The sequence below is a fragment of the Streptomyces sp. NPDC091281 genome, from assembly GCF_044757425.1.
In the GTDB taxonomy this organism is placed as follows: Bacteria; Actinomycetota; Actinomycetes; order Streptomycetales; family Streptomycetaceae; genus Streptomyces.
In genome coordinates, this window is the sequence record NZ_JBIVUY010000005.1 from 195,059 (window position 1) to 212,681 (window position 17,623).

Here is a 17,623-nt window from a genome sequence, read left to right on the forward strand (position 1 = left end):
CCTACGCCGATGCCACGCGGCGCCGGTACGACCGTACGGCCGACCGCATGTGACGACCGACCGCATGCGGCGACCGACCTGTGACGGCCGAGGGCCGCTCGGACGGGACGGCGGGCCTCCCCCGCCGCACCGCTCCGCGCGGCCTGCGCGTGGCTCAGCGCGGCGTGAACCGCACCGGGAGCGCGCTCAGTCCGCGCATCCAGATGGACGGACGCCACTCCAGCGTGTCCGCGTCGACGGCGAGCACCAGGTCGGGCAGGTTCTCCTGGAGCGTCTCGACGGCCGTGCGCGCCATCACGTCGGCCAGCAGCGGCGCCGGGTAGGGGCAGCGGTGCTCGCCGTTGCTGAAGGACAGGTGCGCGGAGTTCTCCGCGCCGACGTGCCCCTCGGGCCAGATCTGCGGGTCGGTGTTGGCGGCGGCGAGCCCGAGGACGACGCAGTCGCCCTCGCGGATCAGGCGTCCGCCGAGCTGGGTGTCCCGCACGGCCCAGCGGCCGATGAAGTTCTGTGTCGGGGTGTCCAGCCACAGCACCTCGTTGAGCGCGTCGCCGACGCTGACCCGGCCGCCGGAGACGTTGACCGCGAACCGCTCGTCGGTCAGCAGCAGCCGCAGGGTGTTGCAGATCCAGTTCGCGGTGGGCTGCTGGGCGGCGGCGATCACCGAGATCAGGTCCTGCACGATCTCCTCGTCCGCGAGCCGCGCCGGGTGGTGGATCATCCGCGAGGTGACGTCGGGGCCGGGCCGCTCCCGCTTCTCCTTCACCAGCTGCATGATCCGCGCGCCGACCCTGCCGTACGCGGCCACCGGGTCGTCGCCCTCACCGGCGTCCAGGGACATCCGCAGGTCCTCGACGAGGCGGTCGGTGTCCTCGCTGTCCTGCGGCATCCCGCACATCCACAGCACGCCGCGGGCGGGCAGGGCGTGCGCGTACCGGCTCATCAGCTCGGCCTCGCCGCGCCCGGCGAACGCGGCGATCAGCTGCTCGGCGATCCGCTGGCACTCGCGGGCCAGCTCGAACTGGTCGACGCCCTCCAGCGCCTGGGTGATGACCCCGGCCCGCCGCTGGTGCTCGGGCCCCTCGGTGAACAGCACCGACGGCTGGTGGCCGACGTAGGGCAGGAGGGGCCAGTCCTGCGGGATGTGCGGCCACTGGTTCCAGCGGCGGGAGTCCCGGGCGAACAGCTCGTCGTGGCCGGTGACGTAGCAGACCTCGGGGTAGCCGAGCACCAGCCAGGCCGGGATGCCGCCGTCGAGCAGGACGGGCGCGACCGGCCCGTGCCTGCGCTGCATGGACCGGTAGAGCTGGGCGGGCGTCTGCTGGTACTCCGGGCCCGCGAGCGGCGCCGCGTCGGCGAACGCGGACGGGGGCCCGGAGGCGTGGGCGGGACAACCGGGCGGCGGCGTGCTCACGGCGGGGGGTCCGCTGGTCTCGGTCAAGGTGTCCTCTCTTGGGAGAGTGCCATTGCGTAGAGGTGGTCCACCAGACTGATCAGGACCTCCTTGCCCGAGGACCGCACGCGCGCGTCGCAGTTGATCATCGGTACGTGGTCGCCCAGCGCCAGGGCGCGGCGGATCTCGTCGAGGGGGAAACGGCGTTCGTCGTCGTCGAAGCGGTTGACGGCCACCACGAACGGGGTGCGGTGGTGCTCCAGCCGGTCGATCGCGTACCAGCAGTCCTGGAGGCGGCGGGTGTCGACGAGGACGACCGCGCCGAGGGTCCCGGAGAACAGCCGGTCCCACAGGAACCAGAACCGCTCCTGGCCGGGCGCGCCGAACAGGTACAGCACCATGCGCTGGTTGAGGGAGATACGGCCGAAGTCGAAGGCGACGGTGGTGGTGCTCTTGCGCTCCACCCCGGTGGTCTCGTCGATGCCCTCGCCCGCCTGCGTCATCACCTCCTCGGTGTTCAGCGGGCGGATCTCGCTCACCGAACGCACCAGGGTGGTCTTGCCGACGCCGAAGCCGCCCACGACCACGATCTTCAGTCCGGTCTCGGCGGCGTCGGCCAGCGGCGTGCGCGAGCCGGGCAGCTCAGAGGTTGCGGAGCCCAACGAGCACCTCCTGGAGCAGGGCGGTTTCGGGAAGCGAGGCGACGGACGCCGCCGCGCGCGGGTGCCGGGCACTGATCTTGCCCATGGCGTGGAGGTCGCCGAGGAGAATCCGTACGACCGTGATGGGCAGGCGGAGTTCGGCGGAGACCTCGACCACGGCCGTCGGGTGGCGGCACAGGTCGAGGATGCGGCGGTGCTCCGACTGCATTCCGGCGGTCGGCGCGCTCTCGCTGACGATGAGCGTGACGACGTCGAAGGGTTCGTCGGCCTCGCTGCGCCCACCGGTGATCATGTAGAGCCGGTCGGGATCACCGATGTCGACGGGTTCCCGGTTCATGCGGTGGCCCCGCGAGGGGCCGTGGCCCTGGGCTCGGCCCTCAGCCGCTCCCCGATCTGCTCCACCAGTTCGGTCATCTGGTGGCCGACGACGCCGGGGTCGGCGTCCTCCTGCGCGACGACGGCGAGATGGGCGCCCTCGCCCGCCTCGACGATGCAGAGCAGCCCGCCGTGGAACTCGGTCATGGAGTGGCGGACGCCGCCGGTGCCGTCGCCGAACTCGACGGAGGCGCCCTGGGCGAGGGCCTGCATGCCGGAGCAGATCGCCGCCATCTGGTCGGCCTGGTCGAGCGTGAGGTGCTCGGTCCAGCAGAGCTTGAGTCCGTCCCGCGAGAGGACGAGCGCGTGGCGGGTGCCCGGGGTGCGCTCCAGCAGGTTCGCGAGGAGCCAGGTGAGGCTGTTGTCAGTGGTGTCCATGGTGGGTGGGGCGGGTGTGGACCGGTCGGCGGTCACCCGTCCCGTTCCTCCAATTCAGCGAGATGCGGCGATCGGTGGGGGCGGGCCGCGGCACCCTCGGGGTGGGTGCGCGGGCCGGGAGGTGGCGGAGGTCCGGGGTGCGGACGCCCGGCGCTAGGAGGCGTCGCCCGGGTCCCCGGGGGTGTCGTCGCGGCCGGGTGCGCGGGAGGCGCCGCCCAAGGTGCGGCCCCGGTGGAACGCGCCGAAGCTGGCGCCCGCGTCCCGGACGGGCCGCGGCGCGCGGGGGGTGTCCGGGCCGCCCACGGCGTCGGGGGCGCCCGGAGCGGGCTCGGGTGCGGGCCTGCGGCGGCCCTGCTCGGCCTCGGCCATGGTGCGGCCGGGCGCCCGGACCGGCAGTCCGAGGGGTGTGGCCTCCCCGGAGCCCACGGCGGCGGGTTCGCCGTCCGCGGGGACGCCGGGGTCCCGGGGCTCGGGCGTCCGCGCGCCGGGCAGCAGCGGTTGCGGGGCGGGCGGCGCGGTGACGGGCGCGGGGTCGGCCGGGGCGGCGGCCGGGGCGACCCGCCCCTGCTCCGGTACGGCGACCCGCTGCTGGGACACCAGCTGGGGCGGCAGCAGGACGACGACGCCGGTGCCGCCGCGGGAGGAGGGCCGGTAGTTGACGCTGATGCCGTACTTGACGGCGAGGCGTCCCACGACGCTGAGGCCGAGCCGGGTGCCCTGGAGCGAGGCGAGGTCGGTGTGCCGGCCGGAGACGGACTCGGCGGCGCGGCGCATGGCCGCGTCGGACATCTTCAGGCCGCTGTCCTCGATCGTGACGACGAGTCCGGCGCTGCGCTCCTCCACGTACACGTGGACCTCGTCGATGGGCGGCGAGAAGTTGGCCGCGTTGTCGAGGAGTTCGGCCAGCAGGTGCATGACGCCCTCGGCGGCGAAGCCGCTGATCGCGGCCCGGCTGGAGGAGTGCAGCCGCACCCGGCGGTAGGCGGCGATCCGGCCGACGGCGCCGCGCAGGATGCTCTCCACACCGATCGGCTTGTTCCAGACGCGGCTGGAGCGGCCGCCCATCAGCAGGGCGAGCCGGTCGGTCATCAGGCCGAGCTGGGAGGTGCTGTGGTCGAGGCGGAGCAGGTCTCCGAAGACCTCGCCGCTGTGCCGGTCCTGCATGTCCCGCAGGTCGGCGAGCATGCTGACGGACTTGGCCTGGACGCGGCTGAGCGCCTTCGCGGAGGCGGCCTGGGCGGCGGCCGAGCGGCGTTCGCTGTAGGCGAGTTCGCGGACGAACGCCTCGGAGGTGGCGCGCAGCAGCGGGTTCTGCGGCCAGGTGAAGGCGGCGAGGACGGTGTCGGCGGAGCCGCCCTCCCGGAGCAGGGCGACCGCGGCGGGCAGCGTCTCGTTGGAGAGGTGCTCCAGCTCGGCGGTGATCTTGCCGCGGTCGCCGCGCAGCCGTTCCAGCTCGTCCTGGACGACGAGGGTCCGCTGGGCGGCGGCGGCGAACTCGGTGGTGAAGACCTCCAGCAGCCGGCGCAGATGGGGGTCGACGGGGAGCCCGGTCCCGGCGAGCAGCGCCTCGGCGGAGAGTCCGTCCTGGGCGCGCTTGGCGATCTCGGGCAGGGTCACGTTGACCAGGCGGGCGGTCTCGACGCTCTGCTCCATCCGGCCCTTGGCGGCCGTCTGCATCTCCCCGGCGGAGGCGTCGGCCGTCCGCCGGGCCCGTCCGACCAGGGACGAGGCGAGCGCCGAGACGGCCAGGAGACACACCCAGGATCCCGCCGCGGCGCCCAGCACCCAGGTGCGGGCCCCGTCCGGCGCGGCCGCGGTGACGGCACCGGCGCCGACGGCCGCCGCGAGGAGGATCACCGCGAACAACACCCGGGGGGAGCGCGCGCCCTTCCCTGACGGGCGCTGGCGGGGGCGAGCTAGCTGTGGCATTCCGCGTTCCCTCGGTCCATGACGGCGGTGAGGCGCGTGGAGGACGGCTGGTCGCCCACGCACCGGAAGGACGGCTGACCGGAGAGGGACGCCCCCGTCGACCGTCCTTCCGGATCAAGCAGCCCGCTCATGCTAGTCAGGTTGCCGACGCTTGGTGTGCCGCCAACGGACCGGACGCCCACACGAGTTCACTTCGTCGCAAAAGGGCCGCCGTACCTTTCCCGTGTGGTAAATCAGTTCGACCTGTTCGAGCCGGTAGCCGAAGGCTGCGCACTCCCCGGCCGGGGCGACATGCCATGTCCGGGGGGCTTTCTGATCTCATATCAGGAGAGGGGACGGATCAATTCCGGCCACAGGGCGGCTGCGCGGCGGACGTGGACGACCGCGGCGGGCGTCAGCATCGCATTGACCTCCGGTCAACTCCACAGCACATAAACATGGTTCACAAAATTCTGACGATCAATCATCCGAACATCACAAGCCGGGGTATGGTCGGATTGTGCGCCTTGGGCCGATCAAGTCGCGTGTGTTACCCGGAAGCAGCATTCGGGTGCGCATGCACGCGGGGGAATGCTTTGAAGGAACGCTTGCCGAGATCGACGAGGACTGCCTCGTCATCCGTACCTCGGACGCGGAGATCATCCTGGAGGCGGAGGCCATCCAGATGGTCGAGCGTCGCTCGCTCGGACCGCCGCCCGCCGGGGACGGCCGGACCGGCGGAGCGGACGGCTCGCCCGCTCCCGTGGCGGAGGCCGCGCCCCAGCCGCCGCCCGCCGAGTTCCGCCTGCCGTCCGCCGCGCAGCACGCCCTGACGGATCTCGGCCTCCGGGTCCGCGCCCTCCCGTGGCGGATCGCCGAGCCGGACTTCTCCGTGTACACGGACGACCTGGACGACGCCACCCGCGACCTTCTGGTCCGGGAGCTGCTCAGCATCAGCAACAGCTACGGCTACGCCCTGAAGGTCAGGGACACGGCGAAGATCCGTCACTGCGCGGGCCGGCTGCGCTGGGTCGCCGAGCACTACAACGCGCCCGACTGTCTCCAGATCGCGGGACGCATGGTCTGGCTGCTCGGTGACCGCGCCAAGGCCCTCGACCTCTTCGCCGACGCCGCCGACGCCCTCAACGACAGCTCGTCCTGCTTCGACCTGGCCGTGGCCCAGCGGCATGCCGGAGAGCTGACGTACGCCACCAGCCTGCGCAACTGCCTGCGCGACGACGACCCCGCGGACGACCCGGCGCTCCTCGCGCTCCTCGCCGCCGTCCTCGTCGACGGCGTCGGCGCCGCCGAACTCGCGGGCCTCGTACAGGACGCCGCCGTCTGGGAGCCCGGCCCGGCCCGGCTGACCGTTCTGCACGGCGGCCTGCTGTGCGCGCCCCGCGAGGCGCTGACCGGTTTCCCGGCCGGCGCCTGGGACGACCCCGGCGCGCCCGGCCGGGCGTTCGACGTCCTGGCCACCGCGGTGCACCCCGAGCCCGCGCCCGCCGCACCCGTACGGGTCACGCCACCGGCGCCGATGCCCCCGCCGCCGTTCCCGCGTCCTGTGCCCCGCGCCGCCCCGCCCGCTCAGGTCGCCGTGCGGACGTCACCCGCCGTGCAGGCGGCGCCGGTGCCCGTGACACCGGCACGGCGGACGCCGCCGACAGTCGTCTCCGCTCCGGCGCCCGCCTCCACTGCCGGGCCCCTCGCCCCGGCCGCGCAGGCGCCCCGCCCGGCGGCCCCGCCGCCCGCCCCCACTCCCCCGGCCCCGGCCCCGGCGTCCGCGGACGACGCGCACGTACGGTCCCTCGCCGAGGAGGTCCGCGTCCGCGCCGGCCAGGGGGACCTGACGGCCGCCCGGCAGGCCCTGCGCACGCTCAAGTCCCTGGCCCCCCTACACTCGTTGACCTGGGGCGCGGAGAAGCACCTCTCCCAGGTGGTGGGCGCCCGCGCCGTCGCGGCGAGCGGGTCGGTCCGCGCCACCGCGGGCACCGCCCGGCCGAACCAGGAGGCCTCCGACAACTCCGCACAGGACAAGGGGCCGTACGCCCGCGCCGAGGCCGCGCAGCGCCGCAAGGACTACCAGGCCGCGCAGCGCTTCTTCGAGCAGGCGATCGAGCAGGGCGACCAACGGGCGCGCGCCGTACGCCGACTGGTGAACCTGCTGTCGACCCGTATGCGCCGCCGGGACGAGGCCCTGACCCTCCTCCAGGAACACCGGCACCTGTTCGTCACCGACGCCGAGCTGTGGCACTGGTCCCAGCAGCGCAGCACCATCCTGGAACACGCCGGACGCTGGCAGGAGGCCCTCACCGAGCTGCGCGGCATGCTCGACCGGGGCCCCACCGGCGACGAACGGGTCCGGCTGGTGGGCCGGACCGCGATGGCCCTGCTCAAGACGTTCCAGCCGCAGGAGGCCCGCAAGCTCCTGGAGTCGGAACTCGCCCGCGACCCCCGGCAGCAACCGCTGCGCGCCGCCCTGGACCAGCTCATCCAGGCGATGGAGACCAACGTCTACTCCAAGGTCGACGCCGTCCTGCAACTCCAGTACGCGGCGACGTCCCACCTCAGTCCCCTGCTCACCTTCCATCTCGACCGGTGCGAGTACCGGGGCGTGCGCGCGGAGAAGGTCGCGAAGCGGAACTTCACGGAAGACGACATCAAACGACTGGACGACCTCGTCTCGGGCCGGGTCAAGGGCCGTCTGGGCAGCAACTTCCCCCGGGAGCGCGCCGACTACAACCTGTCGGCCGCCCGCATCATGCGCGACCTCGGCAACACCGACGACCGGTTCCGCAGCCGACTGCGGTACTTCGCGGCGGCGATGGGAGACGCCTGCGCCATCGAGGCGAAGGGCAACCCGGACGTCATCCGCACCTACTACCTGGAGTCGGTGAGCGTCAAGAGCGACTGGGACGACCTGGTCGACGTCAAACTCCGCCAGCTGGTCATGTCGTTCACGCACAGCGGTGTCCAACTCCTCGACATGCGGCGGCTGCCGTCCCTGGAGAAGGCGCTGGCCCTGGTGATGGCCGAGAGACACCTCACCCGGATGGTCCTGGTGACGCTGCTCTCACTGCCCACGATCGGGGAGACGGTGACCCGCCTGATCCGCCGGGTCTGGGCGGACCGCACCACCCGCGAGCTGTTCCAGAAGGCCCTCACCGACCACCTCGACGACGAGGACGTCACGGTCGCGGACGAGTCGAGCTTCACCGAGGCCTGGCTGCGGGCGGCGAAGCAGGACGTCCAACGGCGCGACGTCTACCACCAGATCACCGTCCTGGCCGAGACGGGCCCGGCGCTCACCGCCCTGGACCGGCACACCGCCGAACTGGAGCGCATCGCCGAGGAGGTCATCGGCCTGGCCTCGGCCACCGACCGCGCCCGCGTCGAACACTGCCGGTCGGTCGTCACGGAACTGCGGCAGTACGTACGGCAGAGCGTCTACGTCGAGCGCGAGCGCCTCTTCGGCGGTACCAGCCGTACGATCCGCGCCCACCTCCAGGAGTACGAAAGCGCTCCGACGGCGCTGTCGTTGCAGATCCTGCACCCCTATCTGGTCCTGCTCGACGCCGAGTTGAAGAAGCACTTCGAGCTGTACCAGAAGAGCGTGGAGCCGGAGAACCTGAAGGTGGAGCTGGTCGTCGACCGCTATCTGCCCAGCGGAGGCCGGGTGGACGTCCAGCTGGAAGTGTCCAACGAGCCGGGCGCGAGCCCGGTCAGCAACGTCGTGCTGACGGTCCCGCCCAGCGACGACTACACGGCCACGGAGGCCACGGTCGCGGTGGCCGAGTCGATCGCGGCGGGCGAGTCGAAGACCTGCCAGATCTCCCTGGTGGCGGGCAGACCGGCCATCGAGCAGGAACTGATCACGCTGGTCAGCCGGATCGGGTTCACCCTGCGCTCGCAGGAGCGGGTCGAGGCCGAGGTGGAGCCAAAGTCGATCCGGTTGCACACCGACACCGAGTGGACCGAGATCCCCAATCCGTACAGCGCGGGCCTGCCGGTGGAGAACCCGGACATGTTCATGGGCCGCGACCCCCTCATCGCGAACCTGGCGGAGACGGTGTCCGGCCCGCACCGCGGCAGCGTCATCGTCTACGGCCAGAAGCGCGCCGGGAAGTCGTCGGTGCTCTTCCACCTCCGTGAGAAACTCACCCTGCCCAGCCTGGCGGTGAGTTTCAGCATCCAGGACCTGGCCGGGGACATCTCCCTCGCGGACTTCCTCTACCGGATCGGCGACGAGTTCCACTGGTCGATCAGCAACGTGGTCGCGGAGCAGCACTGGGACATCGACCCGCCTCCGGAGCCGGACCTGGAGCAGATCCGGGTCGCCCCGCAGCAGCGCTTCACCGAGTACATGCGGCGTCTGCTGACCTGGCTCAAGGCGACCCCGCCGCTCGCCGACAGCCATCTCGTGCTCCTCATCGACGAGTTCAGCATGGTCCACAAGGAGATCCGCGGCGGCAACCTGCGCGAGAGCTTCATGAAGGGCTGGAAGGCGATGCTCGAACGCGGCTTCTTCCGCTGCGTCCTGGTCGGCAACGACCTGATGCCGAGGTTCATCCAGGAGTTCCCCAACGAGTTCCAGGTGGCCACGGAAGCCCGGGTCTCGTATCTGGAGCGCACCTACGCCAAGGACCTCATCGAGAACCCGATCCGACTGCCCGAGGGCGGCAGCCGGTACCGGGGCAACGCCGTGGACCGCATCCTCGAACTCACCGGACAGAGCCCCTACTACATCCAGCTGTTCTGCCATGAACTCGTCCTCTACATGAACAGCGAGGACGTCCGCGGTCCGGCCATCGGCCCCGCCGACGTGGAGGCCGTGGCGGACCGCCTCATGGCCACCCTCGGCGAGAACGAGTTCGACAACCTGCTCACCCCGGGGGACAGCGAGGTCACCGACATCAGCGGCGCCCTCGTCATGGAGGTCCTCCGCGCGACCCGGCGGGAGGTGGGCCGCGCCATGTACCACGAGGGTGACGGCCAGGGCCACCCGGAGGCGGCGCGGGTCATCCAGGACCTGGAACGCCGCGAGGTGCTCCAGCGCCTCTCCGGGAACCGTTACCGCATCCGGGTGGGTCTCTTCAGCCAGTGGTTGCAGCACCGATGGGCGTGAACCCGACGGAACCGGACCGCCCCGCGCACCTGTTCACCAATCCCTACGCCGGATACGGCTCCCCCGTCGCCGGAGAGGAGTTCGTCGGCCGGGCGAGCGCGATCAGCTCGATCAGGAACCGCACGTTCACCTCGCTGGAGACGGCGTCGGTGTCGATCGTCGGGCCGCCCCGAGTGGGAAAGTCGAGCCTCGCCCGGCAGGTGCAGGAGCAGTTGGCCATCGGCCGCAGCGTGCGGGGCCGGACCTTCGTGCCCGTGTGGATCACCGTCAGCGGCTGCGACTCTGAGCAGTCGCTCTTCCGCGAACTCGCCTACGCCGTCCACGGCTGGATCTCCGACCGCGATCTGCTCACCGACCGGCTGGAGTCCCAGTACGTGTCGTTCACGGCGGCCGTCACCTGGGACGAGATGAAGATGCGGCTGCGCACCTATCTGCGCCGGCTGCGCCACATCGGGTTCCAAGTGGTCGCCGTCCTGGACGAGTTCGACGCCGCGCGCACCGTCTTCCGGCGGTCGGCGCCGTACGAGTACCTGCGCTCCCTCGCCTACGAGCCCGACGTACGGGTGGCCCTGATCACCACCTCCCGGCGGGCCCTGGCGGACATCGTCGTGAAGTCGACCCCCGAACTCTCCACCTTCCCGCAGATCTTCGGACTGCCGGTGACGCTGGGCTGCTTCGACGCCCGTGAACTCACCGCGCTCCTCGAGCGGTCCCCGCACGTCGGTGCCGCGCTGCGGCCGCCGGTCCTGTCCTGGCTGGGCCGGGAGACGGGAGGGCAGCCCTTCCTGGCGTCCGCGCTGCTGTCGGTGCTGCACGACCGGTGGGCGGCCCACGGGGTCCCGCTCCCGGCCGACCTCGCGCCCCAGCTCGGCGAGGCAGTCGCGGCGTCCAGCGGTCTCACCGTCCGGCACCACGAGCAGATGCTGGAGCTGCTCCGCGAGGAGGACCGCCTGACCACCCTGTTGGAGGTGCTCTTCGGACCGCAGATCACGGCGAAGCCTCAGGATGCCGAACGGCTCGCCGAGGAGGGGATCATCCGAGCGGCCGACGACGGGTGGGTGGGGTTCTCGGAGAACTTCCAGGAGTACCTCGGACTGCTCGAAGGCAGCTCGGACGACTGGTCGTTGTGGCACCGGACGGAGACCGGGCTGCGGGCCGGGCTGATCACCGCGCTGCACGGCGCCTACGGCGATCTGTGGCCGCTGCGGCTGCGGGAGTCCCAGAAGCGCCTGATGGACCGGTGCGAGGACCGCCGGCAGCGGATGCGCCAGGGCTTCAAGGAGCTGGCCCCCGACGAGAGCCCGCTCGACTACGCCTACCCGCAGGACCTCTTGGCGATCATCATGCTGCACTGGGAACAGGTCCGCCCCGTCCTGGGCCGGTCCAGGGACGAGTGGCGGGAGCGGCTGGAACTGATGGCCCGGGTGCGCACACCGATGGCGCACAACCGCAGCTCCGGCACCTCCCCCCTCCTCATGGAGCAGTTCCGCAAGTACTGCGAGGACGTGCTGCGCTGGCTGCCGCGGCCGGTCGCCGCGGGGACGCCCCGGGTGCCGTCAGGACGCCGGGCCCCGGTCGGTGACGTGGACGCGGGGCCGGTCGGTCACGGCGCGGTAGACGTCGGCGTCCAGCCGTAGCTCCCTGGTGCCGGGCACGGCCCGGTGTTCGTGCTCGGGGCGGTCGCAGACGGGGAACGCGGAGTACAGCTCGTACCGGCGGCCCTGGGCGCGGTGGACCTGCTTGACCTCCTGGACCATCGGGCCGTAGTCGGAGTCCTGGGACAGGATGACGAGCGCGGAGTACTCCTGCTGCCAGGCGCCGCGCAGGGCGAGGGTGGCGAGCCTGATGTCGGCGCCCTTCTCCTTGCGACGGCCCGCCGGGGTGTTCGTGGCGCCGCAGTTCACGCAGGTCACCCGCCGGTCCAGAGTGGTCCGGCACTGGTCGCAGGACGGCTGGTGATAGCTGAACCGCGCGTGTTCGTGGCGTACGCCGTAGTTGCGCAGGGCGCGCATCCGTTTGCGCCAGGCGTGGAACTGGGGTTCCTCGCCGGGGTGGTTGCGGTCCGGCAGCGCCATGACCACGGCGGCGTCGTGCACGGTGTCCGTGCCCGTCGCGGCGGCCAGGTGGAGGGCCAGCCGGTCGACGGGGAACTTGGTCGCGGCCCCGTATCCGAAGCACCGCACCGCCGCGACGTAGTGGTTCCATCCGTCGACCAGGACCAGGCAGCCCGAGCCCATCCTCCGCCCCCCTCCGAGAAGAATCACGAGCGGGAACAGACCCTGCGGACCGGGCGTCCGGCACACCCTGGACAGGGGGAACCGGCATGAGAAAACCCCGCTGGGGGCCACGGGTCTGTTTCCAGAAGCGACGCTAGCAGCGGGGGCACTACTCAGTGTAGCGATTCGATCAGAAGGCTTCAACTTCAACCGGGCGGCCCGGGAGCGGAGTTCGTCGTCGTGACTCCGCTCCCGGACTGTCCGGCGTGCTCAGTTCAGGCCGCCTCCTCCTCTCCCGGTTCCTCGATCTCCTCGGCCAGCCCGCCCTTCTCGTTCGCCGCGACCTTGAAGCTCAGCAGCGCGCCCGACGGAAACCGCTGGACCGCCGAGCGGGGCGTGAAGACGTGGTGGCTGTTGCCGAGGGGGTCCTGGACGCGCAGCCAGCCGTGGGCCTTGCCCTCGGGCAGCTTGAGGGTGCCCTCCGCGTAGTGGTCGACGAGGAGGAGGCCCACGGCGTGCCGGTTGCGCTCGCCGTCCACCCGTCCGGTCGCCACGAACACGACGGGGCTGCCGACGCGCAGCGACTCGCGGGCGTCCTCCGGGTAGACGACGTGGTCGGTGCGGAAGTAGAAGTCCTCGCCGGAGCGGGCCGCGCGCACGAACCCGAAGCCCGCGTCGGGCTTCCAGCAGGTCACCTCCCCCGAGAGCCGTTCCTCCAGCGGGGCCTTGCGGCGGTCCTGGACCGGCCGGTGGGGGCCCTGGGCCGGTGGGCGCGGTCCCGCGTGCCGTTCGACGGGGAGCCGGGTCGTGCCGGGAGGTGCGGCCGGGGCCTGGCGCATGCGGTCGGTGTTGCGGGTCACCGCCTCGGACTTGAGCCCGTACAACTGCTGGTCCCAGAGGATCTCGTAGTACTCGACGGGCTGGTCGAAGCCCTTCAGCGGGGCCCGTTGCACGTCCCCCTGGTACTGCTCGGGGGTTCGGCCGAGCGCGAGTCCGAGACGGCTGGCGATCTTCATGACGTTGGCGGCGGACGCCGTGGCCCGGTCGACGAAGACGGCCTTCGGGGAGGCGGCGTCGCACAGGCGCTTGGCCTTGTCGACCACGGTGCCGACGTAGTCGTGGCCGCCGGTCGGTGTGGTGAACGCGACGACCGAGCCGGTGCTGACGCCGATGCTGCACGTGAAGTCGATGGCGCCCTTGGCTCCCGTGCGGCCCTGGTTGGCGTCGTGGACGGCCTCCTGCACGGACACGGCCACGTTGACGGCGTCGGTCGCCCGGTCGCTGTCGAACGTGATCATGATGCCGTCGCCGAGGTACTTGATCTCCGCGCCGGGGTCGGCCCGTACGGCGAGCGCGGTGACCGTGTCGTAGAGCCAGCCGAGCGCGGGCAGCCAACCGGCCTCCGGCTGCTGCTCCTTCATGGCGGTCGAGCCGACCTGGTCGATGAAGAGAACGGTGCGCGCCTCCCGGGACTGGGGGTCGGCGAACGCCTCACGAAGCTGAGCGGCCATGACTGTCACCCTTCGGTTCGATGCGATCGACGCGATGTGCGATGTGATGCGGTGCGGTGCGGAGCGGAGCGAGGTCCGGTCGGCCTCCGTCCCCTCCTAACGGACAGGCCGTTCGAACAGCGCGCCCGGGACGCACCGTTGACCCTCCGGTGACGGCTCGTCATACTGGCCGGACCGCCTCGGTGCGGCCGGGCATTGCGCCCCCACTGTGCTCTGCGCAGGACACGTCGACCCCACGGGTCGATCCCACGCTGTGGGTCACCCACGTCCCAGGGACCGTGTCATGACGCATGCACCGCACTCCGTCACTTCCTCCTCCACCGCCTTCGCCGCTCCCTCAACTCCCCTCGTCGTCCGCGCGGTTCACGCCGCGCCGCGCACGCCGGCGCCGTTCTGCACCTCTCCCGGCACCTGCCTGCCGCGCAGCGCCCGCATCGCCTGGGCCGTGACCCGCCCGGCGCGCCGGATGCTGCACGAGGCCTGCCGGTCGGGGCCGTGCCGTCGCACCGCCCCGTTCGGGCAGCCGGACCCGGCCGCCCACGAGTACGCGGTGTGCGAGAACGTCGGCTGCGTGGACCTCTTCATGGAGGTGTGGATCCCGGCCCACGCGGCGGCCCACGCCCGGTTCCGCACGGACGGTCCGCTGCCCGAGGCCGCGTACGCCTACCTCACCAGCGCCGCGCGCACCCGGCTCGCGGAGGTGAACCGCCAGGGCCGGGTGGCGCGGGGCGGGGTGGCCCGGCCGCAGCGACGGGACGGCACCGTCGGCCGGATCGTGAGGTCGTACGAAGACCCGTGGTCGGCCGACGTATTCCGCTTCCTCCTCGGCTGGGTGGCGTCCCCCGGTGCCGGTTCGGGGAGCTGGCCGCTGGACGCGCTCACCTGCCGCAAGAACCTGTGGGACGGCGGCGACCGGGTGCCGGGGAGCCGGGCGGCGCGGGAGGAGCTGCGGGCCGACGTCGAGAGCTGCCTGACGGTGGTGCGGCGGGTCGCGGGAAGCGGGTGGCTGTACGACTGCCTGGTGCTGCCGCTGGCCAACCGGGGCGGCAGCCTCCCCGTGCCGCCGGACGACGCCGCCGGGCCGGTCCACGGCGGCGGGGCACGGGACGACGGAGAGCGGGACGACGGGCTGGACGCCGGTGCGGCCGTCGTCCTGCGGGACCTGCTGGCCCGGACCGCCGCCGGAGCCGGGGCCGGTGCCGCCCTGCGCGCCGCCGTCGAGGACTGGCTCGGGGACGGCCCCCGCCCGGCGGCCTGGTCGGCGACCCGTGACGACGACCTCGCGCTGCGCCGCCTGGCGAAGCGCCTGGTGCTGGACCTGACCCGACGGGAGGAGGCGGCATGAGCACCACGACCCGGCGCCGGGTGCGCGCGGTACCGGTGACACCGGCCCAGTTGGACGCGCTGATCGAGACGACCCGGCAGGAGAACGCGCGGGCCGACACCAAGTCGGCCGCGCTCCTCACCGTTGTGGGCATCGGCTTCACCGCGTTCTCGGTCGCCGCCGCGTCCGCCGTGGCGGCCCCGCTGCACGGACCGGCCCGCTGGCTCTGCGTGGCGGCGCTGGCCGGGGTGTGCGCGGTGGCGGAGCTGCTGCTGCTCGTGCTGCGGCCGGTGCTGGGCAGGGGTGACGTGGGGCAGCGGTACTTCGCGACCTGGCACCGCTACGCCTCGGCGCCCGACCGGCTGGCGCGGGAGCTGTCCGTGGACGAGGAGGCGTGCCGCACCCTGGTCGAGCTGAGCGGCATCGTGTGGCGGAAGTACCGGCTCATCAGGTGGGCGGTCGACCTGATGATCGCGGTTCTGCCCCTGACGGCCGTGGCCCTGTCCGTCGCGCTGCTGAGCAGGGGGTGACCCTGGCGGAAAGGGCGGAGAGGGGTGACCCGGAGGCGGGACGCGAGGCGGGCGCCGCAGGCCACGCCTCGCGCCCCGCCCGCCCCACGTCAGCCGTCAGCCGTCAGCCGTCGACTCTCCCGAGCCCCCTGAAGCGTCACGCGTACCCGATCGCCCCCGCCGGAGGCGCCGTCACCGGTCCCTCGGACCAGGGTTCGCCGCGGACCGCCCTGGCGGCGAGGTCCAGCATGCGCTGCTGGTCGGCGAGTTCGGCGGTGCGGCTGCTGGTCTCGTGGCCGCCGCTGAACCATTCCACGGTGACGTCGCCGCCCGCCTTCTCCAGGGCCTGCGCGTAGAGGTGGACCTGGCGGGGCGGGGTCCGGGTGTCGTGGGTGCCGGTGGAGATCCAGACGGGGGCGCGGACCTGGTCGACGTAGGTGATCGGGGAGGCGCGTCGGAAGGCCTCGGGGTCGTCGTCGGGGCCCGCGTGGAAGAAGGCGCGCCAGGCGCTGCGCAGCGCGGGGTTCATGTCGGCGTAGGCGGCGCTCCAGTCCGCCATGGGCACGAAGGCGAGCGCTCCGGCGAAGAGGTCGGGCAGGCGGCCGAGGGAGAGCAGGGAGAGGTAACCGCCGTAGGAGGCGCCGGAGATGAGGATGCGGTCGGGGTCGGCGATGCCCTCGTGGACGAGCCAGCGCACCGACGCCTCGATGTCCTCCAGCTCGCGGTCGCCGATCGAGTGCCAGAACCCCTCGCGGAAGCGGCGGCCGAAGGTCTGTGAGCCGCGGTAGTTGACGGCGGCGTAGGCGAAGCCCTCCGCGAGCCAGGCCTGTGCCTCGGGGGTGTAGCGGTCGACGGTGACGAGCTGGGGGCCGCCGTGGACGCTGAGCAGGGTCGGCGCGGGCCCGTCCGTGCCCGGCGGGCGGCCCGCCCACAGCTGGACGGGGGTGCCGTCGACGGAGCGGACGGTGTACGAGGTGAGGGCGACCCCGGCCGGGCGCAGCGCCGGGGTCCGTACGGGGGTGACGGTGCCGGTGGCGCGGTCCGCGCGCAGGACGGTGAGGGGGAGGTCGAAGCGCTGGTGGAGCAGGCGGGGCAGGCCGTCGGCGCCGTAGTGGGAGGCCCAGTAGTCGGGGTGGGCGTCGGCGATGTCGGCCTCGAAGAAGGCGCCCGCGGGGTGGTCGACGGCGTGCAGCCTCCCGTTGCCGGGTTCCCACTCCAGGACACGGTGCACGCCGTGGTCGACGTGGACCAGCAGAACGTGGGAGGCGTCGTCGGACCAGTCGAGCGGCACGATGTCGCCGTCGAGGTGGTCGGCGTCGAGGTCGGTGCGGGTGCCGTCGGTGAAGGACCAGACGCAGGGGCGCTGGTGGCCGGTGCGCTCGGTGGAGACGAGGAGCCGGTCGTCGCCGGTCACGGGTGAGAAGCGGATGCCGCGGACGGGCGCCTCGGGTCCGTCGGAGAAGGTGCGGGCGGTGTCGGCGGGGCTGTCGGCGGTGGTGTCGAGGACGGTCGCGGCGAAGCGGCGCAGGCCGGGGTTGTGGTCGGTGGTGTCGACGCTCGCCCAGCGGCGGTCGGCGGAGATCCGGGAGTTCCAGGCCTCGGCCGTGGAGTGGAACAGGCGGCGGGGCGGGGCGGTCCCGTCGGTGGCGATCAGCCAGAGCGTGAACCCGTCCTCGGCGACCGCGGACACCACGGCGCGGGCGCCGGTGCGGGCCACGTCGATGCCCCGCAGGGTGTACGGCGGGAGGTCGGGCGTGAGGTCGGTGCCGGGGGTGCCGTCGACCGGGAGGGACCACAGGTGGCCCATCTCGGAGCCGTTGTCGTCGAGGAGGTTGAGGACGGCGCGGCCGTCGGCGGACAGCACCGCGTTGCGGGCGTCGCCGTAGGCGCCCTCGACGGGCCGCTCGGTGTCCCGGGCGACGTCCCAGACGGTCAGGTAGGCGCCGTCGGGGCCGTCGTGGGCGAGGAGTTCGAGGTCGTCTCCGGTGCCGCGTCCCCGCCGGGAGGAGACGCACTGCCGGGCGTCGAAGAACCGCTGCCAGTCGCTGGTCACTGCCGGACTCCTTCTGGGGGTGGAGGTCGTACGGGGCCCGCGACCCGCGAACGCCGTACGGGTCGCACGGGGTCGTACGGGTCGTACGGGTACGCGTGCGGACGCGGGTCGGGGTTGAGGGCTGCAGGTCGTAGGGCTACGGGTCGTAGGGGTGGGGGTAGGGGTCGTAGGG

The 17,623-nt window shown here is 72.6% G+C and carries 12 protein-coding genes; 4 read left to right on the top strand and 8 right to left on the bottom strand.

Translation table 11 applies throughout. The annotated features are described in order from the left end of the window. Nucleotides 1-154 precede the first annotated feature (154 nt). From ACIQPQ_RS15485 to ACIQPQ_RS15505, 5 genes are all read right to left on the bottom strand, one after another. A complete protein-coding gene (locus ACIQPQ_RS15485; protein WP_401303897.1) occupies nt 155-1,438 on the bottom strand; it encodes a cytochrome P450 in 1,284 nt (427 codons plus the stop codon). After that, nucleotides 1,435-2,052: a GTP-binding protein gene (locus ACIQPQ_RS15490; protein ID WP_401303899.1), complete on the bottom strand. Its 618-nt coding sequence runs from the start codon at nt 2,050-2,052 to the stop codon at nt 1,435-1,437. The genes ACIQPQ_RS15485 and ACIQPQ_RS15490 overlap by 4 nt, the downstream gene beginning before the upstream one ends. Next, nucleotides 2,033-2,389 (bottom strand): DUF742 domain-containing protein, encoded by a 357-nt coding sequence (locus ACIQPQ_RS15495; protein WP_383766441.1) that lies wholly within the window; start codon nt 2,387-2,389, stop codon nt 2,033-2,035. Before ACIQPQ_RS15495 ends, ACIQPQ_RS15490 begins: the two co-directional genes overlap by 20 nt. Continuing rightward, nucleotides 2,386-2,805 carry a roadblock/LC7 domain-containing protein gene (locus ACIQPQ_RS15500; RefSeq protein WP_383767167.1) on the bottom strand — a complete coding sequence of 140 codons (420 nt, stop codon included), beginning with the start codon at nt 2,803-2,805 and terminating at the stop codon, nt 2,386-2,388. The genes ACIQPQ_RS15495 and ACIQPQ_RS15500 overlap by 4 nt, the downstream gene beginning before the upstream one ends. Before the next feature lie 153 nt (nt 2,806-2,958). After that, entirely contained in the window at nt 2,959-4,734 is a 1,776-nt protein-coding gene (locus ACIQPQ_RS15505) for a sensor histidine kinase (RefSeq protein ID WP_401303903.1), read from the bottom strand. 556 nt (nt 4,735-5,290) lie between these two features. Here ACIQPQ_RS15505 and ACIQPQ_RS15510 point away from each other — a divergent pair. Together ACIQPQ_RS15510 and ACIQPQ_RS15515 are read left to right on the top strand one after the other, a co-directional pair. Next, a complete protein-coding gene (locus tag ACIQPQ_RS15510) occupies nt 5,291-9,838 on the top strand; it encodes a hypothetical protein (protein ID WP_401303906.1) in 4,548 nt (1,515 codons plus the stop codon). Continuing rightward, nucleotides 9,814-11,475: an AAA family ATPase gene (locus ACIQPQ_RS15515; protein ID WP_401303909.1), complete on the top strand. Its 1,662-nt coding sequence runs from the start codon at nt 9,814-9,816 to the stop codon at nt 11,473-11,475. Before ACIQPQ_RS15510 ends, ACIQPQ_RS15515 begins: the two co-directional genes overlap by 25 nt. Here the strand turns inward: ACIQPQ_RS15515 and ACIQPQ_RS15520 are convergent. Beyond that, nucleotides 11,395-12,075 (bottom strand): NYN domain-containing protein, encoded by a 681-nt coding sequence (locus ACIQPQ_RS15520; protein WP_401303911.1) that lies wholly within the window; start codon nt 12,073-12,075, stop codon nt 11,395-11,397. The genes ACIQPQ_RS15515 and ACIQPQ_RS15520 overlap by 81 nt on opposite strands. Nucleotides 12,076-12,329: 254 nt before the next feature. Beyond that, a complete protein-coding gene (locus ACIQPQ_RS15525) occupies nt 12,330-13,565 on the bottom strand; it encodes an adenylate/guanylate cyclase domain-containing protein (protein ID WP_401303914.1) in 1,236 nt (411 codons plus the stop codon). A 283-nt stretch (nt 13,566-13,848) separates the two neighbouring features. Here ACIQPQ_RS15525 and ACIQPQ_RS15530 point away from each other — a divergent pair, with 283 nt between their 5' ends. Continuing rightward, nucleotides 13,849-14,910, top strand: coding sequence for a hypothetical protein (locus ACIQPQ_RS15530; RefSeq protein WP_401303917.1), 1,062 nt, complete (start codon nt 13,849-13,851; stop codon nt 14,908-14,910). Continuing rightward, entirely contained in the window at nt 14,907-15,419 is a 513-nt protein-coding gene (locus ACIQPQ_RS15535; protein ID WP_401303919.1) for a Pycsar system effector family protein, read from the top strand. The genes ACIQPQ_RS15530 and ACIQPQ_RS15535 overlap by 4 nt, the downstream gene beginning before the upstream one ends. A gap of 136 nt (nt 15,420-15,555) precedes the next feature. Here the strand turns inward: ACIQPQ_RS15535 and ACIQPQ_RS15540 are convergent, their stop codons facing one another. Then, on the bottom strand, nt 15,556-17,451 hold the full coding sequence (locus tag ACIQPQ_RS15540) for an alpha/beta hydrolase family protein (RefSeq protein WP_401303921.1): 1,896 nt from the start codon (nt 17,449-17,451) through the stop codon (nt 15,556-15,558). Nucleotides 17,452-17,623: the final 172 nt, after the last annotated feature.